Genomic DNA, 24,825 nt, shown 5'->3' on the forward strand with positions numbered 1-24,825 from the left:
CGCCGCCGGCGCTTGAGGCCGTCCGGGCCGCGCGCGGGGCTTCCGCGCGCGGGGCTTCGTCCGGCAGGAGTGCCGGCAGAAAGGGCAGCATTGTAGCATCCCTCGCGAAAGGGTTCCGCCGGCCCGTCCCGCGCGGGCGATCCCGCGGGTAGATCCGTGCGGCGGCGATGCGGACGACGGCCTGCGGCAGGCGCCCGAACCACCGCGCGGCCGCACGGCACTCAGGCGCCGCGATACGGCCGCGGCGCGGGCCAAGCCGATCGATGCGGCGTCGCGCCAAGCGCCGGATGCAACGTCAGACGCCGAACGCCGGCCCCCCAAATCACAATAACCCGATACCGAACGCCAAACGCCGAGCGACGACGAAGAACCGAGCGACAAGCACGAAGCGCACGCCCTCACGCGGCAGCGCCCTCCCGCCGTTCAATCCTTCTTGCGCTTCTTCTGAATCTCGCTGCAGCCGCCGAGCACGGGCGGCGCCTTCTCGTCCGCGATTTCGTCGTACAGATTCGCGTCGCGCCCCTTCGTCCACCAGACGTAGCGGCCCGCCTGATAGCGCGCGCCCGACGCCGACACGGTGTCGACGAACAACAGCGGCGTCCCGTTGACGGGCACGAGCGCGAAGCTTTGGCCGTTGTCCGCGCGCCAGTACGACACCCGCACCGGCTTCGGCTCGTTCGCGCACCGATAGACGACGGTTTCGCGCGCGTCGGCGTCGATTTCCTCGACGGTCAGCCGCGCCGCGTGCGCCGCACCCGCCGCCGCGCACAGAGCGGCGACGCCGATCGCCGCCTGCGTTGCCTTGTTCATGCCTTTCCTCTTCAAGCGATGGACGCGCGCCGCACGAGCGCCGCGCGCCGGTCCGTCAGTCCGTCAGTCCGGATCGATGACGCCCGCGCACGCGTCGGTCGGCGCCGCCGCGACGTGGCCGACGACGGGCACGATCTTCAGCCCCGCCGACGCGATCCGGCACGGCGCGGCGGCAAGCCCGCAGCCCGCCGTCGACAGACACAACACGACGATCAACATCCACTTCATTGCCACCTCCTCTACAGCCTTCGCCGCACGCCCAATCGCGGCGCGCGGCATCGGCCCGAAACCTCGACTGCCGCCGGCGGGCCGGGGGCGTCGCAACCGCCGGCCGATCGCGGCTGCCCCGCCCGTACCGGCGCGAGCCGACGCGGGCGATGCGCGATACGTGCCGCCCGCCGTCAGCGCGCGGACACCGGCCGCACCGCGGCGGCCGCCCGCTTCGCGCGCTCGCGCGCTTCGTCGACGTTCGCGCCCGCCGCGAGCGCGACGCCCATCCGGCGCTTGACGAAGCTCTCCGGCTTGCCGAACAGGCGAAGGTCCGCGCCCGGCACCGCGAGCGCGTCGCGCACGCCTTCGAACGCGACGCCCGCCTCGTCGAGCCCGCCGTAGATCACGGCCGACGCGGCGGGCGTCGCGAGCGCGGGCTCGACCGGCAGGCCGAGGATCGCGCGCGCATGCAATTCGAACTCCGACTGACGCTGCGACGCGAGCGTGACGAGCCCCGTGTCGTGCGGACGCGGGCTCACTTCCGAGAACCAGACGTCGTCGCCGCGCACGAACAGCTCGACGCCGAAAATGCCGCGCCCGCCGAGCGCGCTCGTCACGCGATGCGCGATGTCGCGCGAGCGCTCGAGCGCCTTCGCGCTCATCGGCTGCGGCTGCCACGACTCGACGTAATCGCCCGCGACCTGCACGTGCCCGATCGGCTCACAGAAATAGGTGCGCGTCTCGAGGCTCGCCGGGTCGATCGCGCGCACCGTGAGTTGCGTGATCTCGTAATCGAACCGGATGAAGCCCTCGACGATCACGCGGCCGTGATTCACGCGGCCGCCCGCCATCGCGTACTGCCACGCGGGCTCGACGTCGGCGTCGCTCTTGACGACCGACTGCCCCTTGCCCGACGACGACATCACGGGCTTGACGACGCACGGGAAACCGATCTGCGCGACGGCCGCCTTGAATTCGTCGAACGATTGCGCGAACGCGTACGGCGACGTCGGCAGCCCGAGCTCCTCGGCGGCGAGCCGGCGAATGCCCTCGCGATTCATCGTGAGCTGCGTCGCGCGCGCGGTCGGGATCACTTCGGCCACGCCGGCCGCTTCGATCGCCGCGAGCGCATCGGTCGCGATCGCCTCGATTTCGGGCACGACGAGATGCGGACGCTCCGCGTCGACGAGCGCGCGCAGCGCGGCCGGGTCCGTCATGTCGATCACGTGCGCGCGATGCGCAACCTGATGGCCGGGCGCGTTCGGATAGCGGTCGACGGCGATCACTTCGACGCCGAGCCGCTGCAACGCGATGATGACTTCCTTGCCCAACTCGCCCGCGCCGAGCAGCATGACGCGCGTGGCGGACGGCGAAAGCGGCGTGCCGAGCCGCTGACCGATCTGCATGAGATTTCCCGCTGGATGATGGATGGCGAAAACGACTCGCGATGCTATCACGCGAGGCGCGCGCGCCGCCGGCCGAATTGGCGGATGCGCGGGCGGGCCGAACTGTGCGCGGGCGGGCGCGCCGGCAACACGGCGCTGCGCGCGCCCGCGCCGCGCCGTGACTCGAGACGCACGGTGAAACGGCCGGCGCCGCGCCGCCACGAGGCTCGGCGGCCGCGCGGCGGCCGCGTTGCCCTTGCCCTTGCCCTTGCCCTTGCCCTTGCCCTTGCCCTTGCCCTTGCCCTTGCCCTTGCCCTTGCCCTTGCCCGCGCCCGCGCCCGCGCCCGCCCCCGCGCCCGCGCCCGCATCATCCGCGCTGTTCACGACACGCGGCGTTCGCCGCAGCTTCCATGACTTCGCGGGCCTTCGCCACGAGCATGTCGCCTCGCCGTCCGCCGGCGGCGGGTCGGCCCGTCGTCGCGCGCGACGGCGCCGACGTCGCGGAGCCATGCGCGGCCCCGGCGCATCGACCCAACTCGCGGCGAGCGCCGCGTTCCCTCGTGGCGAGCGCCGCGTTCCTTTTCGCCGCCGGCGCGCCGCGCCTCGCAACAACCCGAGGCCGATCCTCAACGCCGCGCCGCATTGCCGGCGAACCGCGCAAGAAACGCACCGCATCATCGCCGCAAAACACATGAACGAACGCGTGCGGCGACTGTCCGCTCGCATCCGGCGACGCTAGTGCGTTACCCTTACGGCTTCGCCCGCAACATTGAAAATTCGAAGAGGAACGAGGTCATGTTCAATTCATCCGCAGCCGCGCGCATGCGCTTTCGCATCGTCCGCTCGCTGCGCGCGCCGCTCGGCGCGCTGACCGTCGCCGCGCTTCTCGCCGCCTGCACGATGCCGACTCATCCCGACTCGAGCGCCCCCGCCCCCGATCCGTTCAATCCCGCGACGATCCAACTGATCGACGACACGAGCTGGGAGCTCGTCGGCTGGCGCAACGCCGACGGCTCGCAACGCGACATCCCGCACGGCGACAACGGCGAGCCGATCAAGCTCGCGCTGTCGACGCAAACGGGCGTGCGGCGCGTGGCCGGCTTCTCGGGCTGCAACCGCTACATGGGCGCCTACGACGTGAAGAACGGCGTGCTCGCCTTCGGCCCGCTCGTCGGCACGCGGATGGCGTGCGCCGCGCCCGCGCGCAGCGCGCTCGAGCGCGACTACCTCGCCGCGCTCGCCCACGTCTCGAAGGCCGGCGTGCAGATGCGCGAGCCGCAGCAGTTGATCATCGTCACCGACGACGGCGCGACGCTCACGTTCGCGCGCCGCGACAGCAAATAAGCCGCGTCACGCGACGCACGGCGCACGGCCCGGCCGGCGAACCGGACGGCGGGCGTCCCCGGCGCGCCGCACGGGAACGGCGCGGCGACGCGCGCCGTTCCCGAAAACATCGTCGTCGACCGGTTAAACTCGACGGGTTCGCGCATCGCGCCCCGTCCTCCTCCTGTTTCTGAGCATGCAAACGGTAGTTCTCGGCTGGTTCGGCTTCTCGGCCGTCTGGTTCATTCCTCTTTTCTGGCGGCTCATCAAGGCGATGCTGCCGGGCGGCGGCGGGCTCGCGGGCCCCGGCTCGATCCGGCTCTGGCTCGGCTTCCTGTGCGTGCTGATCGCGAGCTGCACGCTCGCGACCGCGCTGCCGGGCGACGCGACGACGAACGCGCTCGGCCATGCGCTCGCGGGCGGCTTCGAGCGCGTGCTCGGACACGTCGGCACGCCGCTCGCGATGGTCGTGCTGTTCGTCGTCGGGCTGCCGTGGCTCGTCGGCGTGCGCTGGCAGCAGGTGAACGCGTGGCTCGACGCGTCGTTCGGCATCCGCCTCGCGCGCGATCACGGCGACGACGAATCGCGCGGCGTCGCGGATCTGCCGCGCGCCGCGCTGCATCGCGACGACGACCGGCGCGTGCGACGCGCGGCCGACGTGCAGCCGACGACCGCGCACACGGTCAACTCGATGGCTCCGCGACAGAACGGCCGCTATTCGCGGCCGACGCTATGGCGGCCGAACGACGCGCAACGCGGCGAGCGGCGCCATGCCGGGGCGAGCGGCGCGGCGAAAGCCGCCGCAGAGCCGACCGCGCCCGCGGGCTGGCTCAGGCCGGGCGCGACGCCGCGGAGCGCGACGCCGGCCGCCGCGATGGCGGCTGGAACGGCTGGAACGGCTGGAGCCGCTGGAACGGCGGGAACGGCAGCGAGCGGCGCCACGAAGGCGGCGGGCCCCGACGCGTCGGGGCCCGGATTCGCGAAGGCGACAGGCAGCGCCCTGCCGACGGGCGAGCCGGCGAAAACGGCCGGCGCAGCGATGCCCGTCCACATCGCGCCGAACGCGGCCCATTCGACGTCGCCCGCAAGCGGCATGCCGAAGGCCGCCGGTTTCGCGATGCAAGGAAGCGGTGCGGGTGCGGCGAAAGCGCCGACGCCCGTTTCGGCCACGCCCGCGACCGGCGCCGTGAAGTCTGCCGGAGCGACGATGCCGGCGGGCGTGCCCGTAAAAACGGCGAGCGCCGCCTCGGCGGGCGGCGCGGCCGCGCCGCTCGGCACCGGCACTTCACCCGCGTTGTTCGCCTCGCCCGCCCTGCCCGCCACGCCGCACGCGACGTTCGTGCCGGCCTCGGCCGGCATCGCGAAGCCGATCGGCTCGACCGCGGCCGTCGCGGCAATCGGCAAACGCTCGGAAGCGCGCCCGGCCACGCCCGACCACCGCTTCGCACCGCGCCGCCCGGCGACGCACGCCGCCGTGTCGGCGGTCCGCAATCGGCCGATGTCGTTCACGCCGTCGCAACAGACGGCCGGCCCGTCGCGCAACGCCGCCGCGACGTCGCCGCAGCCCGCCGCCCGCGCGCCGATGCCGACGCAGGCCGCCGAGCCGGCGCGCAAGCGTGCGCCCGGCCCGGCGCGCGCGCCGCTCTACGCATGGACGGAAAAGCCCGCGGAACGCATCGCGCCCGCGCCGAGCGTGCACGAAACGCTGCGCTCGATCGAGGCCAGCGCGGCGCGGTGGACGGCGCTCGCCGGCGCAACGGATGCCGGCGCGGCGCTGGAAACGGCGCGCGCGCCGACGGCATCGACCGCATCGCCGGACTGGGATGCCGAGACGGCAGGATCGAACGTTCCGACGGCGGCGGCGATCGCCGCCGCGGGTCCTTCCGTCGCCGAAGCCGCCGCACCGGCTGAATATGCGGCCGCGCGGGCCGTCGGCGTCGCTTCCGATGGCGTTGGCGTTGGCGTTGGCGTTGGCGGCATGGTCGCCGCCGACCCGGTAACTGAAGCTGCAGCCGCGGACATTACCGGTTGCGCAAGCGGGATTGCTCCGGTCGAAACCGCCGCCGCCGCGGCCGCCGTCGCCCACGACATCGACGACAGTACGTCCGTTGCCCATGTCAGCGAGGCCGGCGTGTCCGAAGAACCGGCGTCGTCGGCGACGAACGGCCCCCATCGCGATCGCGCCGACATGGCCGCTGCGCCCGCCGTTGCGGCCGTTACCGCGGGTGTCGTTGTCCAGGGCACGATGCCGGCTGCCGAAGCCGGCACGCACGCCGGCAGTTCGGTCGAGCAAAACGCGCCATCCGCCGTCGCTTCGTCGAGCAACCCCGCAACCGCCGTTGTCCCCGTTGCGGCGGCCCCCGCGCCGGTCGGCATCGAACCCGAGCAGCCGGTCGCGGCGACAAAATTCGCGTCAGCCGCAACATCCGAAGCCATCGATGAAAAGCATGCGGCCGACTCCGCGACCGACTCGGGCGACGCGATGCTGCAAGCCGTCGCCGCGCCGCAAGGGCCGGCCCCCGGCGCCGCCGACACGCCGTCGTCGAACCGAGACTCGGCGAGCGCCGCAGCCTCGGCCTCGAACCGAGACTCCGCGAGCGCCGTCGCGTCGGCCTCGAACGAGCAACCCCGGTCAGCCGCCTCGCCGCGCGTCATGAATGCGTCGCCATTCGCGGCGCAGACGGCATTCGCCGCGCATGCCGCCACATCGAACAACGGCGTCGCGGATCGCACCCCGATCGCGTCCGCCGGCGACGACGGCAAGCAAGCCGCACAGCAACCGGCTGCGGCGGTCGATTCGCACGCGATGACGAGCGCATCACCGGCCGCCGGCGACATGCGCAACTCGGTCGCACCGTGGGAGAACGTGGCCGATGCCGGCGCAGCGGCCGCTTCGTCCGCGACGACGCCGAGCGAATCGCACGCGCAGCCGCAGCCAGCGCAAGCCGCAATCGCGAGCGGCACCGCCGTTTCGCTCCCGGCGCCCACAGGGATGCCGGCAAGCGGCGCGGCCGTCGCCCTCCCCCGTTCGGCAGACGCCGCGCGCCCCGCGACGAGCGTCCAGCGCAGCGAGACGCAGGCCGTGGCGGGAACTTCGGCTGCCCAGGTGCCGGAACCGGCTGAGGCACCCTTATCGAACGACTCGAAGGACGGGGCTGCGCCGACACCGGCTGCATCGCCGGCCGCATCGACAACGTCGAGTGCGTCGGCCCCGGTCGACTCGACGCCTCCCGCAGCGCCCGCCCCGGCGGGCGACGCAGCCGCAGGCGGCGCCGTCGGCATCGTCGGTGCGGCATTCGGAATGCTCGGTGCCGCCCGCGCGGTTGCCGAGGTCGCCGAGGCCGCCGGGGTCGCCGAGGTTGCCGAAGCCGCCGGGGCCGACGCGGCTGCGCCGGCCGCCACGGCAAGCGCCAGCACAAGCGCCCCGGTGACGCCCGCCGGCCCCCCCGCGATCGATCGAGCGGCATCCGCCGCCGTGCCGCCGTTCGATGCGTCGACGGCGGCCGCTCCGACGGCGGCCTTCGGCGCCGCCAGCGGCCACGCCGGACCGACTTCCGCTGCGGCGTCGCCCGACGCCATTGCGCCGAGCGTAACCGCAACGCTCCCCGGCGCGGCCATTCCGGCCGTCCCGGCCGCCCCCGCCGTGCCGACTGCGCCCGCGAGCACGGCTGCGGCGAGCACGGCTGCGTCATCGGCCGGCGTGCCGAGCGTCCCGCGAGCAAGCGCCGCCGCCACGAACGTCGCCCCGTCGGCCGCCGCGGCAGGCAATGCCGCTCAGAACGTTGCCGCTGCGCCTGCCGTCGCGTCGAACCCGATCGTGCCGCCCGCAGGTGCGCCGTTCGCGATGTCTAGCGTGAGCGCGCCGACAATCCCGGGGACAAGCGCCGCCGCTCCAGGCACGACCACCGCGCCAATCACGCCGTCTATTCCGTCGCCGAACATCGCGCCGGTCGCGTCGACGCCGAGCGCCGCCGCAACGCACGCATCCGCCCCGCACGGCCACGCGACGAACGCAGCCGGGCCGGATTTCATCGCAACCAGCGGTGCGTTCCCGAGCCCGTCCGCGCCGTCCGCTGCCATGACTGCTGTCGCCGGACCGGCGGTTGCAGCGCCGCCCGTCGCTGCGCCGGTAGTCGCGGCATCGACGGTCGTCACGCCGCCCGTCGTCACGCCGGCTGTGGCCGTGCCGACCGCAACCGCGCTGGGCGCGACGCTGCCGTCGCACGCCGCCGTACCGGGAGCACCGGGAGCACCGGGAGCACCGGGAGCACAAGGAACACAAGGAACACCGAGCGTCCCCGGAACGCCGGAAGCACCACCGGCATCCGGCGCGCCGGCAACGCCCGGCACGCTGCTCATCCCCCCCGCGCCGGCCGCCATCGCCGCCGCGCAGCCGGCCGCCGCCCCCACTGCCCCGGCCGAGCCCGCCAGCCCGGCCCGCCAGCCCGGCCCGAACGCGTTCGAATTCCACGCGCCCGCCGCGTCGAACGTCGAGCTGCCGACGCTCGACCTGCTCGAGCCCGCATCCGACGCGATCGAGGCGATCTCCGACGAGCATCTCGCGCATACCGGCCAGATCATCGAGCAGCGCCTGCAGGAGTTCAAGGTGCCGGTGACGGTGGTCGGCGCGTCGGCCGGCCCGGTGATCACGCGCTTCGAGATCGAGCCCGCGCTCGGCGTGCGCGGCAGCCAGATCGTCGGCCTGATGAAGGACCTGTCGCGCGGCCTCGGCCTCACGTCGATCCGCGTCGTCGAAACGATCCCCGGCAAGACCTGCATGGGCCTCGAGCTGCCGAACGCGAAGCGGCAAGTGATCCGCCTGTCCGAAATTCTCGCGTCGCGCCAGTATCAGCACTCGGCGTCGCAGTTGACGCTCGCGATGGGCAAGGACATCACCGGCAACCCGGTCGTCACCGATCTCGCGAAGGCGCCGCACATGCTCGTCGCCGGCACGACGGGCTCGGGCAAGTCGGTCGCGATCAACGCGATGATCCTGTCGCTGCTGTACAAGGCGGCGCCCGAGGACGTGCGGCTCATCATGATCGATCCGAAGATGCTCGAGCTGTCGGTCTACGAAGGCATCCCGCATCTGCTCGCGCCCGTCGTCACCGACATGAAGCTCGCCGCGAACGCGCTCAACTGGTGCGTCGGCGAGATGGAGAAGCGCTACCGGCTGATGTCGGCCGTCGGCGTGCGCAATCTCGCGAGCTTCAACCAGAAGATCCGCGACGCCGCCGCGAAGGAAAAGAAGATCGGCAACCCGTTCTCGCTCACGCCCGACGATCCCGAGCCGCTGTCGACGCTGCCCCTCATCGTCGTCGTGATCGACGAGCTCGCCGATCTGATGATGGTCGCCGGCAAGAAGATCGAGGAGCTGATCGCGCGGCTCGCGCAGAAGGCGCGCGCCGCGGGCATCCACCTGATCCTCGCGACGCAGCGCCCGTCGGTCGACGTGATCACGGGCCTCATCAAGGCGAACATTCCGACGCGCGTCGCGTTCCAGGTGTCGTCGAAGATCGATTCGCGCACGATTCTCGACCAGATGGGCGCCGAATCGCTGCTCGGCCAGGGCGACATGCTGTTCCTGCCGCCCGGCACGGGCTACCCGCAGCGCGTGCACGGCGCGTTCGTCGCGGACGAGGAAGTGCACCGGATCGTCGAATACCTGAAGCAGTTCGGCGAGCCGCAGTACGAGGAAGGCATTCTCGACGGGCCGAGCGCCGAAGGCGGCTCGCAAGACTTGTTCGGCGAGGCGCCGGATGCGGAAGCCGATCCGCTCTACGACGAGGCGGTCGCGTTCGTCGTGCGCACGCGGCGCGCGTCGATCTCGTCGGTGCAGCGGCAGTTGCGCATCGGCTACAACCGCGCGGCGCGCCTCGTCGAGCAGATGGAGGCGGCGGGCCTCGTGTCGCCGATGGGCATCAACGGCAGCCGCGAAGTGCTCGCGCCGCCGCTGCCCGAATAGGCGCGCCCGCGCGCATGCGGCGCAGCGCGATCGCCGCGCCGCGCCGCGCCGCGCGACGCAATGCGGCAAGCAAAACCCCTCGCACGCCGCGAGGGGTTTTGCTTTTTCGCGCCCGAATCAACGCCAACGGCGAACGCCGCGCCCGTCGCCCGCCCCGATCCCCGCCGGGGCGGTCAAGCGCGCCGCGCGCCGCCCGGCGTCACCGCGCCGGCACGAACTTGAAGTCGACCGGCTTGCCGAGCTCGATGCGCGCCGGATTCGGCTCGAGCCGGCCGCTCGCGATGTCGCGCCGGAACACGAACACGCTGTCGCTGTCCTGGTTGCCGACCACGAGCCACTTGCCGCTCGGATCGATCGCGAACTCGCGCGGCGTCTTGCCGAGGCTCGATTGACGGCCGACGAGCGCGAGCTTGCCGTCGGCCGCGTTGACCGCATAGATCACGATGTCGTTCGCGTCGCCGCGATTGGTCGCGTACAGGAAGCGCCCGTCCGGCGACAGATGCAGCGCGCCGCCGCCGACCTTGCCCGCGAAGCCCGGCGCCGTCATCGGCACGGTCTCGACGTGCGCGAGGCGGCCGTCGTCGTAGCGGTACACGCCGACCGACGCGTTCAGCTCGTTGGTCACGTACGCGAACCGCCCGTTCGCGCTGAACACGAGATGACGCGGGCCCGAACCCGGCTTCGCGAGCGTGTAGCGCATGTCGGTCGGGCCGATGAGCCCGCGGCTACCGTCCGGCGTGTAGCGGTACGAGAAAATCTTGTCCGCGCCGAGATCCTGCACGAACAGATACCGGCCGTCCGGCGAGAACACGGTCGAATGAACGTGCGCGCCGTCCTGCCGCCCCTTCACGGGCCCCGTGCCCTCGTGATGCACGTTCAGCACCGCGGCGCCGAGCGCGCCCGTCGCCTCGACCGGGAACACCGAGAAGCTGCCGCCCGGATCGGACGCGACCGAATAGTTCGCCGCGACGAGATACTTGCCGTCCGGCGACAGGCTCAGGTAGCACGGGTCGTTCCCTTGCGCCGACACGCGGTTGACGAACGTGAGCGCGCCCGTCTTCGCGTCGAAGTCGAACGCGCTCACGCCGCCGCGCACGCTCGCGGGGCCGGCGTCGCCCGGCAGCTCGTTGACCGCGTACACGTGGCGGCCGTCGCGGCTCGCGACGAGATACGACGGGTTCTCCGCCTTCGCCGACGACACGGGCGTCATGCCGCCCGAGCCGGTGTCGAAGCGATACACGTAGATGCCTTCGCTGCCCGAGCCCGTGTAGGTGCCGACGAGCAGGTTGAAGACGCCGCCCGCCGGGCCCGCGCTCGCCTCTTCTGCGAACGCATGGGCGCCGAAAAGCGGCAGCGCGAGCGCGAAACCTTTCATCCAGTGGCTCAACCTAAGCGGGAAAGCGAAAGGCGAAGGCGCGTGAGCGCGTCGGGTCATCGGAACCTCCTTGCATCGATTCGTCTCAAGTGATGTGATGTTGCGAAACGCGGGCCGCCTCGAGCGCCCGCGCCGCGCCGCCCGCCGGAGTATACGGGCGCCCGCTTGCCGCCGTACAGCGCGGCGCGAACGTGCCCAGATCGTGAAACGACAAGGATTGCTGGAGGATCGTCGCCCATGCCCGCCCTCATCGAAGACTACGCCCTCGTCGGCGACGGCCACACGGCCGCGCTGATTTCCCGGGACGGCTCGGTCGACTGGCTGTGCTGGCCCCGTTTCGATTCCGGCGCGTGCTTCGCCGCGCTCGTCGGCACGCCGGAGCACGGCCGCTGGCTCGTCGCGCCCGCCGCCGACGTCCGCGTGAGCTCGACCTCGCGCCGCTACCGCGGCGACACGCTGATCCTCGAAACCGACTACGAGAGCGACGAAGGCGCCGTCACCGTGATCGACTTCATGCCGCCCGGCAGCGGCTGGTCGGAGCTCGTGCGGATCGTCGTCGGCCGGCGCGGCGAGATGAGAATGCAAATGCAGCTCGTATTGCGTTTCGACTACGGCTTCTCGGTCCCGTGGGTCACGCGGCTGTCGCGCGAAGCCGGCGTGAAGGCGATCGCCGGCCCGGACACGGTCGTGCTGCGCACGCCGGTGCCGCTGTCGGGCGAGAACCTGCACACGATCGCCGAATTCACCGTGAAGGCGGAAGAGCGCGTGCCGTTCTCGCTGTCGTACGCGCCGTCGCACCTGCGGCTGCCGCCCGCGCGCGAGCCGCTGTCGATGCTCGCGCGCACCGAGAATTACTGGCTCGAATGGTCCGCGCGCTGCCCGGTGCGCGGGCGCTACGCGGCCGCCGTGCGCCGCTCGCTGATCACGCTGAAGGCGCTCGCGTACGAGCCGACGGGCGGCATCGTCGCCGCGCCGACGACGTCGCTCCCCGAGCAACTGGGCGGCTCGCGCAACTGGGACTACCGCTACTGCTGGCTGCGCGACGCGACGATCACGCTGCTCGCGCTGATGCGCGGCGGCTACTACGACGAGGCGCGCGCGTGGCGCACATGGCTCGGCCGCGTGATGGCGGGCTCGCCCGAGCAGATCCAGATCATGTACGGAATCGCCGGCGAGCGGCGCCTGCCGGAGATGGAGCTCGGCTGGCTGCCGGGCTATCACGACTCCCGGCCGGTGCGCATCGGCAACAATGCGGCGAACCAGTTGCAGCTCGACGTGTTCGGCGAAGTGATGGCGGCGCTGCACGTCGCGCGCGTGGGCGGCCTGCAGGCGGACGACACGGTGTGGTCGGTGCAGACGACGCTGCTCGCGCACCTCGAGAAGATCTGGCGCGAGCCCGACGAAGGCATCTGGGAAACGCGCGGCGGCCGTCGCCACTTCACGTTCTCGAAGGTGATGGCGTGGGTCGCGTTCGATCGCGCGATCAAGTCGGCCGAGATGTTCCGCCTGCCCGCGCCGCTCGAGCGCTGGCACGAAGTGCGCGCCGAGATCCACGCGGACGTCTGCGCGCACGGCTGGAATTCGCGGATGCGCGCGTTCACGCAGAGCTACGGCAGCGACGCGCTCGACGCGAGCGTGCTGATGCTGCCGCTCGTCGGCTTCCTGCCGCCGTCCGATCCGCGCGTCGCGGACACGGTCGCCGCGATCGAGCGCGGGCTGATGCGCGACGGCCTCGTGCTGCGCTATCACACGACCGAATACGACGACGGCCTGCCGCCCGGCGAAGGCACGTTTCTCGCATGCAGCTTCTGGCTCGTCGACAATCTCGCCCTGTTGGGCCGCATCGACGACGCGCACGCGCTCTTCCGCCGCCTGCTGTCGCTCACGAACGACCTCGGCCTGCTGGCCGAGGAATACGATCCCGTGACGCGTCGCCAGGTAGGGAATTTCCCGCAGGCGTTCTCGCACGTCGGGCTCGTGCACACGGCGTTCAACCTGATGCATCACGAGGAGGAAATGCTGCGCGCGGCCGGCCAGCCGACGCCCGCCGACGCCGTCGCCGGACGCTAGCGCCGATCACGCTTTTCGCGACAAACGTAAGACAAGGTCAGATGTCGAGGCATCGCTCGGAAATGCGGGTATGCTGCGTTGCGACACCCCTGAATGTCCGATATGATCAGTCGCGACTGATTCGATCCGACGAGCGAATCGGTCCGATTGCTGACTGACACGGCACGCCGCGACGCCCCGCGCCGCGTTCGCGCACCGTTCTCCCATCGGGAGCTCGCATGCTTTACCAATTTCACGAATTCCAGCGGGCGATGTTGAGCCCGCTGACCGCCTGGGCTCAAGCCGCATCCAAATCGTTCGCGAATCCGTCGAGCCCGCTTTCGCTCGTGCCGGGCGCGACGCGCCTCGCGGCGGGCTACGAATTGCTGTATCGGCTCGGCAAGGATTATGAAAAGCCGGAGTTCGCGATTCATCAGATCGTCAAGGACGGGCACAACATTCCGATCGTCGAGCAGACGATCGTCGAGAAGCCGTTCTGCCGCCTGCTGCGCTTCAAGCGCTACGCGGACGATTCGGGCGCCGTCGGGCAACTGAAGGACGAACCCGTCGTGCTCGTGTGCGCGCCGCTGTCCGGCCACCACTCGACGCTCCTTCGCGACACGGTCCGCACGCTGCTGCAGGATCACAAGGTCTACATCACCGACTGGATCGACGCCCGGATGGTGCCCGTCGAAGTCGGCCCGTTCCATCTCGACGACTACGTCGACTACATCCAGGAATTCATCCGGCATATCGGCGCGCGCAACCTGCACGTGATCTCGGTGTGCCAGCCGACCGTGCCCGTGCTCGCGGCGATCTCGCTGATGGCGAGCCGCGGCGAGGACACGCCGCTCACGATGACGATGATGGGCGGCCCGATCGACGCGCGCAAGAGCCCGACGTCGGTGAATTCGCTCGCGACGAACCGCTCGCATTCGTGGTTCGAGAACAACGTGATCCACACGGTGCCCGCGAATTATCCGGGCGAAGGCCGCAAAGTGTATCCGGGCTTCCTGCAGCACACGGGCTTCGTCGCGATGAATCCGGAGCGCCACGCGCAATCGCACTGGGACTTCTACCAAAGCCTGCTGCGCGGCGACGAGGAAGACGCCGAGGCGCACCGCCGCTTCTATGACGAATACAACGCGGTGCTCGACATGGCGGCCGAATACTACCTGGACACGATCCGCATCGTGTTTCAGGAGTTCCGTCTCGCCGAAGGCACGTGGGACATCCACGGCGAACGCGTGCAGCCGGCCGACATTCATTCGACCGCGCTGATGACGATCGAAGGCGAGCTCGACGACATCTCGGGCAGCGGCCAGACGCATGTCGCGCACGAGCTGTGCACAGGCATCCCGCAGGTGCAACGCCGCAGCCTCACCGCCGAGAAGTGCGGCCACTACGGCATCTTCTCCGGCCGCCGCTGGCGCACGATCATCTACCCGCAGTTGCGCGACTTCATCCGCGAGCACGCGTCGCAGCCGAAAAAGCCGACACCGCAGGCCGGGCCCGCGCCCGCTTCGCGGTCCAAGCCGGGCGAATCGAAATCGGGCAGTGAAACGGCGAGCGCCGCGCCCGCGAAAGCGGCCGCGCTGCGTCTGACGACCGCGAAGCGCCCGGCGGCGAAAGCCCGCGCGGCGAAGCCGGCCGCCGCCAAGCGCACCGCGGCGAAGGCCCCTTCGACGCGCGCGCCGCGCTCGCGCAAGGCCGCCTGAAGCGGGCGCCGCCGCGCGCTCCCGCCGAATCGCGCGCCGCCTCCCGCCTTCGGGCGCGAGCGGCGCGCGTTTTTTTTGAATTTGACGAATCTACGGCCGCATCCGCGCCGCAAACGATCGGAACCGGCCGGGCGCCGCCCGGCTCAGCGCCTCAGCAAAAACGCGAGCAGCAGCTCGGTGTTCATCTTGATCATCTCGGTACGCTCGCCCTGCGTGCTGAAATCACGGCCGAAGATCGCCGCGAGCGTGAAGCGGTTCGACACCATGTAGTAGCCGAGCCCCGACAGCGTCACGTAGAACCGCAGCGGATCGATGTCCGTGCGGAAAAGCCCGGCCCTCTGGCCGCGTTCGAGCACGCCGTCGAGCGTCTTGACGATCGGCGAGATCATTTCGCGAATGTGCGTCGATTTCTGCAGATAGCGCGCCTCGTGCAGGTTCTCGTTGTTGAGCAGGCGCAGCAAATCGGGATGGTCACGGTAGTAATCCCACACGAAATGGGCGAGCCGCGTGATCGCCTCGACGGGCGCGATGCCTTCCAGATCGATCGTCCGCTCGGCTTCCATCAGCGCGGAGAATGCGTATTCGAGCACCGCGGTAAACAACTGTTCCTTGCTGCCGAAGTAGTAATAGAGCATGCGCTCGTTGGTTTCGGCGCGGCGCGCGATCTGGTCGACTCGCGCACCGAACAGCCCCCCTGTCGCGAACTCTTCGGCCGCCGCGAGCAGGATCCGGCGCCGGGTTCCCTCTGGGTCTCTTTTGATTTTTGGCTGATTCATAGTGGCGTTTTGCTATGTGAGCCGCGTAGTCCGGCTCGCGCCGCCGGCCCTGCGTCGATCGCCGGCGGCGTGAACGGGCGCGCCATCGTTAAGGGACACCCTGCTATAGTCACGCGAAAAAGCGTTTTGATTATGGCACATGCGTTGTTAAGCGCAATGCGAAAAATCGGCGATAATTGTCGTTTCGAGAGAGATCCTGGCCGCGTTCGAACGCCCGGCCGCCGCGCCGCGCCCGCGTGCCTCCCCACGTAGTCACTGTGACCGATTCCAAGACCCTCGCGGATCGCATCGAAGATCTGCTTCCTCAAACGCAATGCACGAAGTGCGGCTACGACGGCTGCCGCCCGTACGCGGAGGCGATCGCGGCCGGCGCCGCCGGCTACGATCAATGCCCGCCGGGCGGCGTCGAAGGCGTCGCGCGGCTCGCGAAGCTGCTCGGCAAGCCCGTGATCGCGCTCAATCCGGAGCACGGCGTCGAGCGCCCGCGCCCCGTCGCGTTCATCGACGAGCAGCTTTGCATCGGCTGCACGCTGTGCATGCAGGCGTGTCCCGTCGACGCGATCGTCGGGGCACCGAAACAAATGCACACGATCGTCGCCGAGCTCTGCACCGGCTGCGACCTGTGCGTGCCTCCGTGCCCCGTCGATTGCATCGCGATGATACCCGTCACGGGCGAGAAGACCGGCTGGGACGCGTGGTCGCAGCAGCAAGCGGACGCCGCGCGCGCGCGGCACGACGCGCGCCTCGCGCGCCAGAAGCGCGAGCGCGAAGCCGCCGAAGCGCGTGCGGCGGCGCGTCGCGCGGCGGCAGCGGCGAGCGCCTCCGTGGCCGCGCCGGCTGCCGGTGCGTCCGCTGCCGGCACGTCCGCCGACCACGATCCGGAAGCGAAGAAGCGTGCGATCATTGCGGCGGCGCTCGAACGCGCCCGCAAGAAGAAGGAAGAGCTCGCCGCCCAAGGCGCGGGACCGAAGAACACCGAAGGCGTGAGCGCCGCCGTGCAGGCGCAGATCGACGCGGCCGAAGCGCGGCGCCGGCGCCTCGCCGAACGGCGAGACACGACCGACCAGCCCGGCGGCGGCGAATCGAGCGCCGCGGGCGACGCGTCGCCGACCTCGAAAACGAAGCCATAACCGCATGAACGCCAACAAACGACGCGCGATCTTCGAAACGCTGCAAAGCCTCAATCCTCATCCGACGACCGAGCTCGAATACACGACGCCGTTCGAACTGCTGATCGCGGTGATGCTGTCGGCGCAGGCGACCGACGTGTCGGTCAACAAGGCGATGCGCAAGATGTTCCCGGTCGCGAACACGCCGAAAAAGATCGTGGCGCTCGGCGAGGACGGCGTGGCCGACTACATCAAGACGATCGGCCTCTATCGGACGAAGGCGAAGAACGTCGTCGCGGCGTGCAAGATCCTGCTCGAGCGCTTCGGCGGCGAAGTCCCGGCCGAGCGCGAGGCGCTCGAGAGCCTGCCGGGCGTCGGCCGCAAGACCGCGAACGTCGTGCTGAACACCGCGTTCGGCCAGCCGACGATCGCCGTCGACACGCACATCTTCCGCGTCGCGAACCGCACGGGGCTCGCGCCCGGCAAGGACGTGCGCGCGGTCGAAGCCGCGCTCGAGAAGTTCACGCCGAAGGAATTCGTGCACGACGCGCATCACTGGCTGATCCTGCACGGACGCTACGTGTGCAAGGCGCGCCGGCCCGAATGCTGGCATTGCGCGATCGAGCCGCTGTGCGAATACAAGCCGAAGACGCCGGCGCCCGTGCAGTGACGAACGCGCGCCGCATGCGATGCGGCGCGGTCCGCTCGACTTGCTCCGCGCTTGCTTCGCGCCTGCGCGCAGGCGTTCGATGCGAAGGCGCGTGCGTCGAAATGCCTCGTCCGATCCGGCGATGCGAGACTCGAACGCGCCTTCGGCCGATGGAGACATCGTCAATCTCGCTCGCTTCGAACAGTCGCGATGAGGCCGCGTGGCGAGGCTCCGCGCCCCGTGCGTCCCGTTCACCGCAGGCTGCATCGACGCAATCGAAGCCGTTGAGGAGACCGCGGCGCGCGGCATCGACATTCGCACCGTCCGCTCAGCCGTTCTGTACGCGAATCACGCCGCCGCCTGCACGCCTCAATTCCGAGCGCCGCGTATAGCCGCTCGATCTGCTCGGCATGCTCTCCATATGGGGCGTGCTGGGCGCGCTCGCCGAAATTGAGTACGCGGCTTGCTCCGCGCGCTCGCCGTGCTTGGCTCGCTCGATGTGCTCGGCGTAGTTCATGTGTCCGGCGTACTCCGCATGCTCGTCGCTAGGCACGCTCGACATGTTCGACGTGCCCGACATGCCCGACGTGCTCGATACGCCCGATGCACCTGACGTGCCCGATGTACTCGATGTACTCGATGCGCCCGATACGCCCGGCGGAGTCTCCGTCGCAAAAGCGCCTTCCGCGAGCGACGTCAACTCCCTCCCCACGCTCGCCCTCCGCCCCGCTCGATCGACAAGACGCCCCACGCGCCACCCCGCGCGCGTCACGCGCTCGCGATCGTCGACGGCGGCGCTTCGTCGGCCGGATTGCCGGCACGCACGAGCCACAGCACCGCCGCAAGGATCGCGACGCCGCCCGCCCATTGCAGCGGCGTCAGCGTCTCGCCGAACAGAGACGCGGCAAGCGCGACCGTCACGACAGGCTCGAGCGTCGACAGCATCGACGTTCGAGCGGCGCCGAGCCGCTCGAGGCCGGCGAAGAACGCGAGCATCGCGGCGACCGTCGACACGAGCGCGATCGCGACGAGCGCCGCCCAGCCGGACGCCGCGCGCGGCCAATGCGGCGGCGAGTCGAACGCGGCCGTGCGCGCAAGCGCGAGCCCGACGAGCGTCGCGGCAGCGGCGCAGCAGATGACCGCGACGGTCGCGAGCGGATCGACGCCGCGCGTCGCCTTCGCGCCGACGACGATGTACAGCGAATAGATGACCGCCGCGCCGAGCGCGAGCGCGATGCCGAGCGGCTCGCCGCGGCCGCCGCCCACCATCAGCGCCGAGCCGGCGACGCACAGCGCGAGCGCGAGCGCCTTCGCGCGCGTGAGCCGCTCGCCGAGCCACCACGCGGCGAGCAACGTGACGAACGCCGGATACAAATAGAGCAGCAACGCGACGAGGCTCGCCTGCGCATGTTGCAGCGCACTGAAGTAGCACAGCGACTGGCCGACGTAGCCCAGCGCGCCCATGCCGACGATCGCGCAAAGCGCGCGGCCGCGCGGCCAGCTCACGCGCCGCCGTCGCGCGATGACGGCGAGCAGCGCGCCCGCGATCGAGAAGCGGACGATCAGCAAGCCGAGCACGTCGGCGCCGCCCGCATACGCGTAGCGGCCGAAGATCGCCATCGCGCCGAACGCGGCGGCGGACAACGCGACGTATAGCGCACCGCGCAAGGCGGCGGAAGGTGCTCCGGCGGCAGCGGCCATGGCGGGAAACGAGTAGTGACAGCGCTCGATTCTAACGAGCTTCGAACGCCCGCATAAGCGGTGTTTATGCCGAATCCGCCGCCACCCGCGCAACACGCGGCGCGGCGGGTTCCATGCCCCGCGTCACGGGCGCACCGCCCGCTCGCCAGCCGGACACGACGAAACGGAAAATCATCGCCGTGCATCTGCGCCGGCAAGCCGCCGCCGGACGATTTCCCGTGCGCCGCGACCATCCGCACGCGAACCTCGCGCGCGGGCGATCCGCCCCGTCGCATGCGCGCTGCCCGTCGCCCGCGCACCGTATCGACGCACTTTCGGCAGCCCGCCCGCAAGCGGCGTAAAATGCGCATTCGCGCGGCCGCGACGGCCCGCTACACGCACCCCGCTTTACGATCATGTTCAATCCGAGCCGCGACGACGTGCGTCGCTTCTTCATCGACGCCTGGCGCAAGCAGCGCAAGGGCGAAATCCTCACGCCGCTCGAAGCGATGGCGGCCGACTGGATCGTCGAGCATCCCGAATACCACGCGGAACTCGAGGACGCCGAACGTTCGGCCGCGCACGACTACACGCCCGACGAAGGGCGCACGAATCCGTTCCTGCATCTGTCGATGCATCTCGCGATCAGCGAGCAATTGTCGATCGATCAACCGCCCGGCATCCGGGCCGCGCACGAGAAACTCGCCGCCCGCTGCGATTCGGCGCACGACGCGCAGCATGCGATCATGGAATGTCTCGGCGAAACGATCTGGGAAGCGCAACGGACGAACACGCCGCCCGACTCCGACGCCTATCTGCAGCGCATCCTGCAACGCGCTTCGCGCGGCTGACGCGGCGGCGCTTCGCCACCTCGCGCTTCGCTGCCTCCTCCGGTATCTTCGTCCGGTTTCGCCATCCGCTTTCGCCGCGCCGTTTCGCGGCTTCGCACCGCCCGCTCCTGCCATCCGCCCTCGAAAGCCGCTGCGACGGCCGAAGCGACGACACGGCACGGCTTCGCCCGGCGCGCGAACATCGGCGCGCACGGATTGCGCCGCAATCGCAATCGGGCAAAAAAACGAGTCCGCCGCACGCTGCGCCGTGCGCATCCTCGGGCGAGCACACGCCGCCCGCGCGTCGCGCTCCGGAAACGCTCGCACACCGGCGAGCGCCGCGCTCACCCCGCGCTTGCGCGATCGCCCGCACCGCCGCGCTCGCGATCGCATCGCACGCCGCTATCCGCGCGCTGCGCGCCGAACAAAAAAATGCCCCGCGCGAAGCGGGGCATTTTTTCGGGCGCGCGCCGCGCAAGCGGACGCACGCGACGCCGGACGTATCCGTCCTTACTTCTTGAACACGAGGCTGCCTTGCAGCGACTCGAGATACGCGGCGATGTCCTTCATGTCGGCAACCGACAGGCTCTGCACCTGCGCCTGCATGATCGCGTTGTTGCGGCCGAGGAGCGGGTTCGTCAGGCCCATCTGATACTCGCGCATCGCCCAGACCAGATAGTCGGCGTGCTGGGCCGCGAGGCGCGGATATTCCGCGTTGATCGGATTGTCGAGCTTCGCGCCGTGGCAGGCCGCGCAGTTGTGCGACTCGACGAGTTCCTTGCCCTTCGCGATGTCCGCCGCATGCGCGGTGCCGATCGCGAAGCCGGCCGCGAGCGCGAGCGCCGCCGCCGTCTTGAGTGCCGTCTGAGGCTTCTTCATGGATGCTCCTATCCCGGTGCTGAGATCAGCAAGCGCGAGCTTACTTGTAGGGATTGTTCTTCGAATCGGGCTTTTGCGCGGCGTAGTAGGCCGCGAGATCGGCGACGTCCTGATCCGTCAGCGATTCGGCGATCGCGTTCATCGACGGGAAATGGCGATCCTTCTTCCGGTAGGCCTTCAGCGCGTTCTCGAGATAAACCTGGTTCTGGCCGCCGAGGAGCGGAACCCGGTAGACTTCCGGGTAAGCGACGCGGTAGCCGTCGATGCCGTGACAGCCGATGCACATCGCGGCCTTGCTCGCCCCGTCCTTCGGGTTGCCGACCACACCGGCCGCCTGCGCGCCGGCGGCGAGCGCCGCGAGCGCCGCTGCGACAACGACATGTTTGCCGAATTTATTCATAGCTCTTGTAACCTAGCTTGAGGGGAAACTGGCGCCCGCAAAGGCAACGGCCGGCGCCGTTTTACTTGTGAGGCCGCCACGCAGGCCAAAAAAACGGCCAGATTGTACCGCGTCGCCGGGGAATGCGTCCACCATGCGGCCCCGCCGAGTGCGCCCCGCACGATACACCGCGCGCGCGAAGCCGTCGGCGCTTCTGCCTTATACTGGGATTTTTTCGCCGGAAGCTCGCCGCCATGCGTTTCGAAGGTTCCTCGCACTACGTCGCGACAGACGATCTGAAGCTCGCCGTCAACGCCGCCCTCACGCTGCAGCGCCCGCTCCTCATCAAGGGCGAGCCGGGCACGGGCAAGACCATGCTCGCCGAGGAAGTCGCCGCGGCGCTCGGCATGCCGCTCTTGCAGTGGCACGTCAAGTCGACGACGAAGGCGCAGCAGGGCCTCTACGAGTACGACGCGGTATCGCGCCTGCGCGACTCGCAGCTCGGCGAGGAGCGCGTGAAGGACATCGCGAACTACATTGTCAAGGGCGTACTTTGGCAGGCGTTCGACGCCGAGCGCCCGAGCGTGCTCCTCATCGACGAGATCGACAAGGCCGACATCGAATTCCCGAACGACCTGCTGCGCGAGCTCGACCGGATGGAGTTCCACGTGTACGAGACGCGCGAGACCGTGCGCGCGAAGCACCGCCCGCTCGTCATCATCACGTCGAACAACGAGAAGGAGCTGCCCGACGCGTTCCTGCGCCGCTGCTTCTTCCACTACATCCAGTTCCCCGATCCGTCGACGATGCAGAAGATCGTCGCGGTCCACTACCCCGGCATCAAGCAGGACCTGCTGCGCGCGGCGCTCGAGAGCTTCTTCGAGTTGCGCGGCGTGTCGGGGCTGAAGAAGAAGCCGTCGACGTCCGAGCTGCTCGACTGGCTGAAGCTGCTGCTCGCCGAGGACATCCCGCCCGACGCGCTGCGCTCGAAGGACCAGAAGCAGATCGTGCCGCCGCTCGCGGGCGCGCTGCTCAAGAACGAGCAGGACGTGAGCCTGTTCGAGCGGCTCGTCTACATGAACCGCCATAACCGCTAGGCGCGCGGGCGCTGCGAGGAGACACGCGAGATGAGCCGCCGGATTTCAGCCGCCACGAGCGCGAACGAGCGCGCGACGCGCGTTTGCCGCCCGGCTCGCCGCGATTGCGCGAGGGCCCGCCCATGCTGATCGATTTCTTCTACTCGCTGCGCGCCGCGAAGCTGCCGGTGTCCGTCAAGGAATACCTGACGCTGCTGGAGGCGCTCAAGGCGCAGACGATCGAGCCGTCGCTCGACGCGTTCTACTATCTCGCGCGCATGACGCTCGTGAAAGACGAGCAGTACTTCGACAAGTTCGACAAGGCGTTCGGCGCGTACTTCCACGGCGTGTCGGCGCTGCCGTCGGACGCGTTCGACATCCCGCTCGACTGGCTCGAAAAGCGCCTCGAGCGCGAGCTCACGCCCGAGGAGAAGGCGCAGATCCAGTCGCTCGGCGGCCTCGACAAGCTGATGGAGCGCCTCAAGGCATTGCTCGACGAGCAGAAGGAGCGCCACGAGGGCGGCAACAAATGGATCGGCACGGGCGGCACGTCGCCGTTCGGGCACGGCGGCTACAACCCGGAAGGCGTCCGGATCGGCGGGCCGTCGAGCGGCAACCGCACCGCGGTCAAGGTGTGGGAAGCCCGCGCGTATCGCGACTACGACGACTCGGTCGAGATCGGCACGCGCAACATCAAGGTCGCGCTGCGGCGGCTGCGGCGCTTCGCGCGCGAAGGCGCGGCCGAGGAGCTCGACCTGCCCGACACCATCCGCAGCACCGCCGCGAACGCCGGCTGGCTCGATATCAGGATGGTGCCCGAGCGCCACAACAACGTGAAGGTGCTGATGCTGCTCGACGTCGGCGGCTCGATGGACGACCACATCAAACGCACCGAGGAGCTCTTCTCCGCCGCGAAGGCCGAATTCAAGCACCTCGAGTTCTACTACTTCCACAACTGCGTGTACGACCATCTGTGGAAGAACAACCGCCGCCGCCACGCGGAGCGCACGCCGACGTGGGACGTGCTGCACAAGTTCACGCCCGACTACAAGCTGATCTTCGTCGGCGACGCGACGATGAGCCCTTACGAGGTGCTGCAGCCGGGCGGCTCGGTCGAATACAACAATCCCGAGGCGGGCGCCGTGTGGCTGCGCCGTCTCGCCGACCAGTTCCCGCGCTTCGCGTGGCTGAACCCCGAGCCCGAGCGGCTGTGGGAATACCGGCAGTCGATCTCGATCATCCGCGACGTGCTCGGCGACCGGATGTATCCGCTCACGCTCGCGGGCCTCGAATCCGCGATGCGCGCGCTGAGCAAGTGACGCACGCGCCGCGCACCGCGCCTTTCACCTCCCCCAACGCATCAGACCCGACGTTTCACCGATGAGCAGTCAGCCGCCCGCCTCCAATCTGTCGCCCGCGCTCGCGCGGCCCAATCTTCTCGCGGACACGTCGCCGTCCGCGCTCGTCGCGGGCTTCGTCGCGATGATGACGGGCTACACGAGCTCGCTCGTGCTGATGTTCCAGGCGGGCCGCGCCGCGCATCTGAGCGATGCGCAGATCTCGTCGTGGATCTGGGCGCTGTCGATCGGCATGGCCGTGACGACGATCGGGCTGTCGCTGCGGTATCGCGCGCCGATCGTCGTCGCGTGGTCGACGCCCGGCGCGGCGCTCCTCGTCGCATCGCTGCCGGGCGTCGCGTACTCGGACGCGATCGGCGCGTTCGTCGTGTGCGCGCTGCTGCTCGCGGCGGTCGGCGCGAGCGGCCTGTTCGACACGCTGATGCGCAGGATTCCGTCCGGCATCGCCGCCGCGCTGCTCGCCGGCATCCTGTTCGAGATCGGCATCGAGATCTTCCGCGCCGCGCAGTTCCAGACCGCGCTCGTGCTCGCGATGTTCTTCACGTACCTGATCGTCAAGCGCGCGGCGCCGCGCTACGCGATCGTCGCGACGCTCGCGGCCGGCACCGCGGCCGCCGGCGCGCTCGGCCTGCTCGACTTCAGCCGCTTCCACGTTGCGCTCGCGCGGCCGGTGTTCACGATGCCGTCGTTCTCGCTGTCGGCGATCGTGAGCATCGGCATTCCGCTCTTCGTCGTCGCGATGGCGTCGCAGAACGTGCCGGGCATCGCGGTGCTGCGCGCGGACGGCTACGAGACGCCGTCGTCGCCGCTCATCGCGACGACGGGCATCGCGTCGCTCGTGCTCGCGCCGTTCGGCTCGCACGGTATCAACCTCGCGGCGATCACGGCCGCGATCTGCACCGGCCCGGAAGCGCACGACGATCGCACGAAGCGCTACACGGCGGCCGTCTGGTGCGGCGTGTTCTACCTCGTCGCGGGCGTGTTCGGCGCGACGATCGCCGCGCTCTTCGGCGCGCTGCCGAAGGCGCTCGTCGTATCGGTCGCCGCGCTCGCGCTGTTCGGCTCGATCATGAGCGGCCTCACCAACGCGATGCAGGACGCGCGACAGCGCGAGGCGGCGCTCGTCACGTTCATGGTCACGGCCTCCGGCCTCACGCTGCTGTCGATCGGCTCGGCGTTCTGGGGGCTCGTCGCGGGCGTGCTCACGCAGGCGATTCTCAACGCGCGTCGCACCGCCTGACGTTCGCCGGGCTC

At 70.1% G+C, this 24,825-nt stretch carries 19 protein-coding genes; 10 read left to right on the plus strand and 9 right to left on the minus strand.

Annotation, left to right across the window (positions count from 1 at the left end; genetic code table 11):
• Positions 1-423 precede the first annotated feature (423 nt).
• From WT60_RS14490 to purT, 3 genes are all read right to left on the minus strand, one after another.
• A complete protein-coding gene (locus WT60_RS14490) occupies positions 424-810 on the minus strand; it encodes an MliC family protein (RefSeq protein WP_038748657.1) in 387 nt (128 codons plus the stop codon).
• A 63-nt stretch (positions 811-873) separates the two neighbouring features.
• Entirely contained in the window at positions 874-1,038 is a 165-nt protein-coding gene (locus WT60_RS14495) for a DUF6726 family protein (RefSeq protein WP_038748659.1), read from the minus strand.
• 173 nt (positions 1,039-1,211) lie between these two features.
• Positions 1,212-2,426 carry a formate-dependent phosphoribosylglycinamide formyltransferase gene (purT, locus tag WT60_RS14500; RefSeq protein ID WP_038748661.1) on the minus strand — a complete coding sequence of 405 codons (1,215 nt, stop codon included), beginning with the start codon at positions 2,424-2,426 and terminating at the stop codon, positions 1,212-1,214.
• Positions 2,427-3,200: 774 nt separating this feature from the next.
• Between purT and WT60_RS14515 the strand changes: the two genes are divergently transcribed.
• Positions 3,201-3,749 (plus strand): META domain-containing protein, encoded by a 549-nt coding sequence (locus tag WT60_RS14515; RefSeq protein WP_038748664.1) that lies wholly within the window; start codon positions 3,201-3,203, stop codon positions 3,747-3,749.
• Between the two features lie 175 nt (positions 3,750-3,924).
• Positions 3,925-9,693 carry a DNA translocase FtsK gene (locus WT60_RS35185; protein ID WP_060355454.1) on the plus strand — a complete coding sequence of 1,923 codons (5,769 nt, stop codon included), beginning with the start codon at positions 3,925-3,927 and terminating at the stop codon, positions 9,691-9,693.
• A 199-nt stretch (positions 9,694-9,892) separates the two neighbouring features.
• On the opposite strand, the gene WT60_RS14525 is transcribed toward WT60_RS35185, so the two are convergent.
• Complete coding sequence (locus WT60_RS14525) at positions 9,893-11,068, minus strand: lactonase family protein (protein ID WP_038748668.1); 1,176 nt, start codon at positions 11,066-11,068, stop codon at positions 9,893-9,895.
• 237 nt (positions 11,069-11,305) lie between these two features.
• Here WT60_RS14525 and WT60_RS14535 point away from each other — a divergent pair, with 237 nt between their 5' ends.
• The gene (locus tag WT60_RS14535; protein ID WP_038748670.1) at positions 11,306-13,138 is read left to right on the plus strand and encodes a glycoside hydrolase family 15 protein; all 1,833 of its coding nucleotides are present in this window, start codon (positions 11,306-11,308) and stop codon (positions 13,136-13,138) included.
• 218 nt (positions 13,139-13,356) lie between these two features.
• Complete coding sequence (phaZ, locus tag WT60_RS14540) at positions 13,357-14,835, plus strand: polyhydroxyalkanoate depolymerase (RefSeq protein ID WP_060355455.1); 1,479 nt, start codon at positions 13,357-13,359, stop codon at positions 14,833-14,835.
• A 143-nt stretch (positions 14,836-14,978) separates the two neighbouring features.
• Here the strand turns inward: phaZ and bspR are convergent, their stop codons facing one another.
• A complete protein-coding gene (gene bspR, locus WT60_RS14545; protein ID WP_038748673.1) occupies positions 14,979-15,611 on the minus strand; it encodes a T3SS transcriptional regulator BspR in 633 nt (210 codons plus the stop codon).
• A gap of 257 nt (positions 15,612-15,868) precedes the next feature.
• Between bspR and rsxB the strand changes: the two genes are divergently transcribed.
• On the plus strand, positions 15,869-16,741 hold the full coding sequence (rsxB, locus tag WT60_RS14550; protein WP_060355456.1) for an electron transport complex subunit RsxB: 873 nt from the start codon (positions 15,869-15,871) through the stop codon (positions 16,739-16,741).
• Positions 16,742-16,745: 4 nt separating this feature from the next.
• Entirely contained in the window at positions 16,746-17,390 is a 645-nt protein-coding gene (gene nth / locus WT60_RS14555; protein WP_038748677.1) for an endonuclease III, read from the plus strand.
• A gap of 307 nt (positions 17,391-17,697) precedes the next feature.
• On the opposite strand, the gene WT60_RS14560 is transcribed toward nth, so the two are convergent.
• Together WT60_RS14560 and WT60_RS14565 are read right to left on the minus strand one after the other, a co-directional pair.
• Positions 17,698-17,949, minus strand: coding sequence for a hypothetical protein (locus WT60_RS14560; RefSeq protein ID WP_060355457.1), 252 nt, complete (start codon positions 17,947-17,949; stop codon positions 17,698-17,700).
• Between the two features lie 188 nt (positions 17,950-18,137).
• On the minus strand, positions 18,138-19,070 hold the full coding sequence (locus WT60_RS14565; protein WP_059670798.1) for a DMT family transporter: 933 nt from the start codon (positions 19,068-19,070) through the stop codon (positions 18,138-18,140).
• A gap of 395 nt (positions 19,071-19,465) precedes the next feature.
• On the opposite strand from WT60_RS14565, the gene WT60_RS14570 reads away from it, so the two are divergent.
• The gene (locus WT60_RS14570; protein WP_038748684.1) at positions 19,466-19,900 is read left to right on the plus strand and encodes a DUF1841 family protein; all 435 of its coding nucleotides are present in this window, start codon (positions 19,466-19,468) and stop codon (positions 19,898-19,900) included.
• A gap of 489 nt (positions 19,901-20,389) precedes the next feature.
• Here the strand turns inward: WT60_RS14570 and WT60_RS14575 are convergent, their stop codons facing one another.
• The gene (locus WT60_RS14575) at positions 20,390-20,758 is read right to left on the minus strand and encodes a c-type cytochrome (protein ID WP_038748686.1); all 369 of its coding nucleotides are present in this window, start codon (positions 20,756-20,758) and stop codon (positions 20,390-20,392) included.
• Between the two features lie 40 nt (positions 20,759-20,798).
• Complete coding sequence (locus tag WT60_RS14580; protein ID WP_038748688.1) at positions 20,799-21,158, minus strand: cytochrome c; 360 nt, start codon at positions 21,156-21,158, stop codon at positions 20,799-20,801.
• A 233-nt stretch (positions 21,159-21,391) separates the two neighbouring features.
• Between WT60_RS14580 and WT60_RS14585 the strand changes: the two genes are divergently transcribed.
• From WT60_RS14585 to WT60_RS14595, 3 genes are all read left to right on the plus strand, one after another.
• Positions 21,392-22,234 carry a MoxR family ATPase gene (locus WT60_RS14585; RefSeq protein WP_060355458.1) on the plus strand — a complete coding sequence of 281 codons (843 nt, stop codon included), beginning with the start codon at positions 21,392-21,394 and terminating at the stop codon, positions 22,232-22,234.
• Positions 22,235-22,356: 122 nt separating this feature from the next.
• A complete protein-coding gene (locus WT60_RS14590; RefSeq protein ID WP_038748692.1) occupies positions 22,357-23,532 on the plus strand; it encodes a VWA domain-containing protein in 1,176 nt (391 codons plus the stop codon).
• Positions 23,533-23,593: 61 nt separating this feature from the next.
• Positions 23,594-24,811, plus strand: coding sequence for a benzoate/H(+) symporter BenE family transporter (locus WT60_RS14595; RefSeq protein ID WP_059645774.1), 1,218 nt, complete (start codon positions 23,594-23,596; stop codon positions 24,809-24,811).
• Positions 24,812-24,825 lie beyond the last annotated feature (14 nt).

This window comes from Burkholderia sp. MSMB617WGS, from assembly GCF_001532025.2.
Taxonomy (GTDB): domain Bacteria; phylum Pseudomonadota; class Gammaproteobacteria; order Burkholderiales; family Burkholderiaceae; genus Burkholderia; species Burkholderia savannae.

Excerpts from the sequence above, each read along its gene's own strand:
- WT60_RS14595 (WP_059645774.1), top strand. The coding sequence starts at position 23,594 with ATGAGCAGTCAGCCGCCCGCCTCCAATCTGTCGCCCGCGCTCGCGCGG.
- WT60_RS14585 (WP_060355458.1), top strand. The coding sequence starts at position 21,392 with ATGCGTTTCGAAGGTTCCTCGCACTACGTCGCGACAGACGATCTGAAG.
- WT60_RS14560 (WP_060355457.1), bottom strand. The coding sequence starts at position 17,949 with ATGTCGGGCACGTCGAACATGTCGAGCGTGCCTAGCGACGAGCATGCG.
- WT60_RS14490 (WP_038748657.1), bottom strand. The coding sequence starts at position 810 with ATGAACAAGGCAACGCAGGCGGCGATCGGCGTCGCCGCTCTGTGCGCG.
- WT60_RS14565 (WP_059670798.1), bottom strand. The coding sequence starts at position 19,070 with ATGGCCGCTGCCGCCGGAGCACCTTCCGCCGCCTTGCGCGGTGCGCTA.
- WT60_RS14570 (WP_038748684.1), top strand. The coding sequence starts at position 19,466 with ATGTTCAATCCGAGCCGCGACGACGTGCGTCGCTTCTTCATCGACGCC.
- bspR (WP_038748673.1), bottom strand. The coding sequence starts at position 15,611 with ATGAATCAGCCAAAAATCAAAAGAGACCCAGAGGGAACCCGGCGCCGG.
- WT60_RS14580 (WP_038748688.1), bottom strand. The coding sequence starts at position 21,158 with ATGAATAAATTCGGCAAACATGTCGTTGTCGCAGCGGCGCTCGCGGCG.
- WT60_RS14575 (WP_038748686.1), bottom strand. The coding sequence starts at position 20,758 with ATGAAGAAGCCTCAGACGGCACTCAAGACGGCGGCGGCGCTCGCGCTC.
- WT60_RS14525 (WP_038748668.1), bottom strand. The coding sequence starts at position 11,068 with ATGAAAGGTTTCGCGCTCGCGCTGCCGCTTTTCGGCGCCCATGCGTTC.
- WT60_RS14495 (WP_038748659.1), bottom strand. The coding sequence starts at position 1,038 with ATGAAGTGGATGTTGATCGTCGTGTTGTGTCTGTCGACGGCGGGCTGC.
- purT (WP_038748661.1), bottom strand. The coding sequence starts at position 2,426 with ATGCAGATCGGTCAGCGGCTCGGCACGCCGCTTTCGCCGTCCGCCACG.
- phaZ (WP_060355455.1), top strand. The coding sequence starts at position 13,357 with ATGCTTTACCAATTTCACGAATTCCAGCGGGCGATGTTGAGCCCGCTG.
- nth (WP_038748677.1), top strand. The coding sequence starts at position 16,746 with ATGAACGCCAACAAACGACGCGCGATCTTCGAAACGCTGCAAAGCCTC.
- WT60_RS14535 (WP_038748670.1), top strand. The coding sequence starts at position 11,306 with ATGCCCGCCCTCATCGAAGACTACGCCCTCGTCGGCGACGGCCACACG.
- WT60_RS14515 (WP_038748664.1), top strand. The coding sequence starts at position 3,201 with ATGTTCAATTCATCCGCAGCCGCGCGCATGCGCTTTCGCATCGTCCGC.
- WT60_RS35185 (WP_060355454.1), top strand. The coding sequence starts at position 3,925 with ATGCAAACGGTAGTTCTCGGCTGGTTCGGCTTCTCGGCCGTCTGGTTC.
- WT60_RS14590 (WP_038748692.1), top strand. The coding sequence starts at position 22,357 with ATGCTGATCGATTTCTTCTACTCGCTGCGCGCCGCGAAGCTGCCGGTG.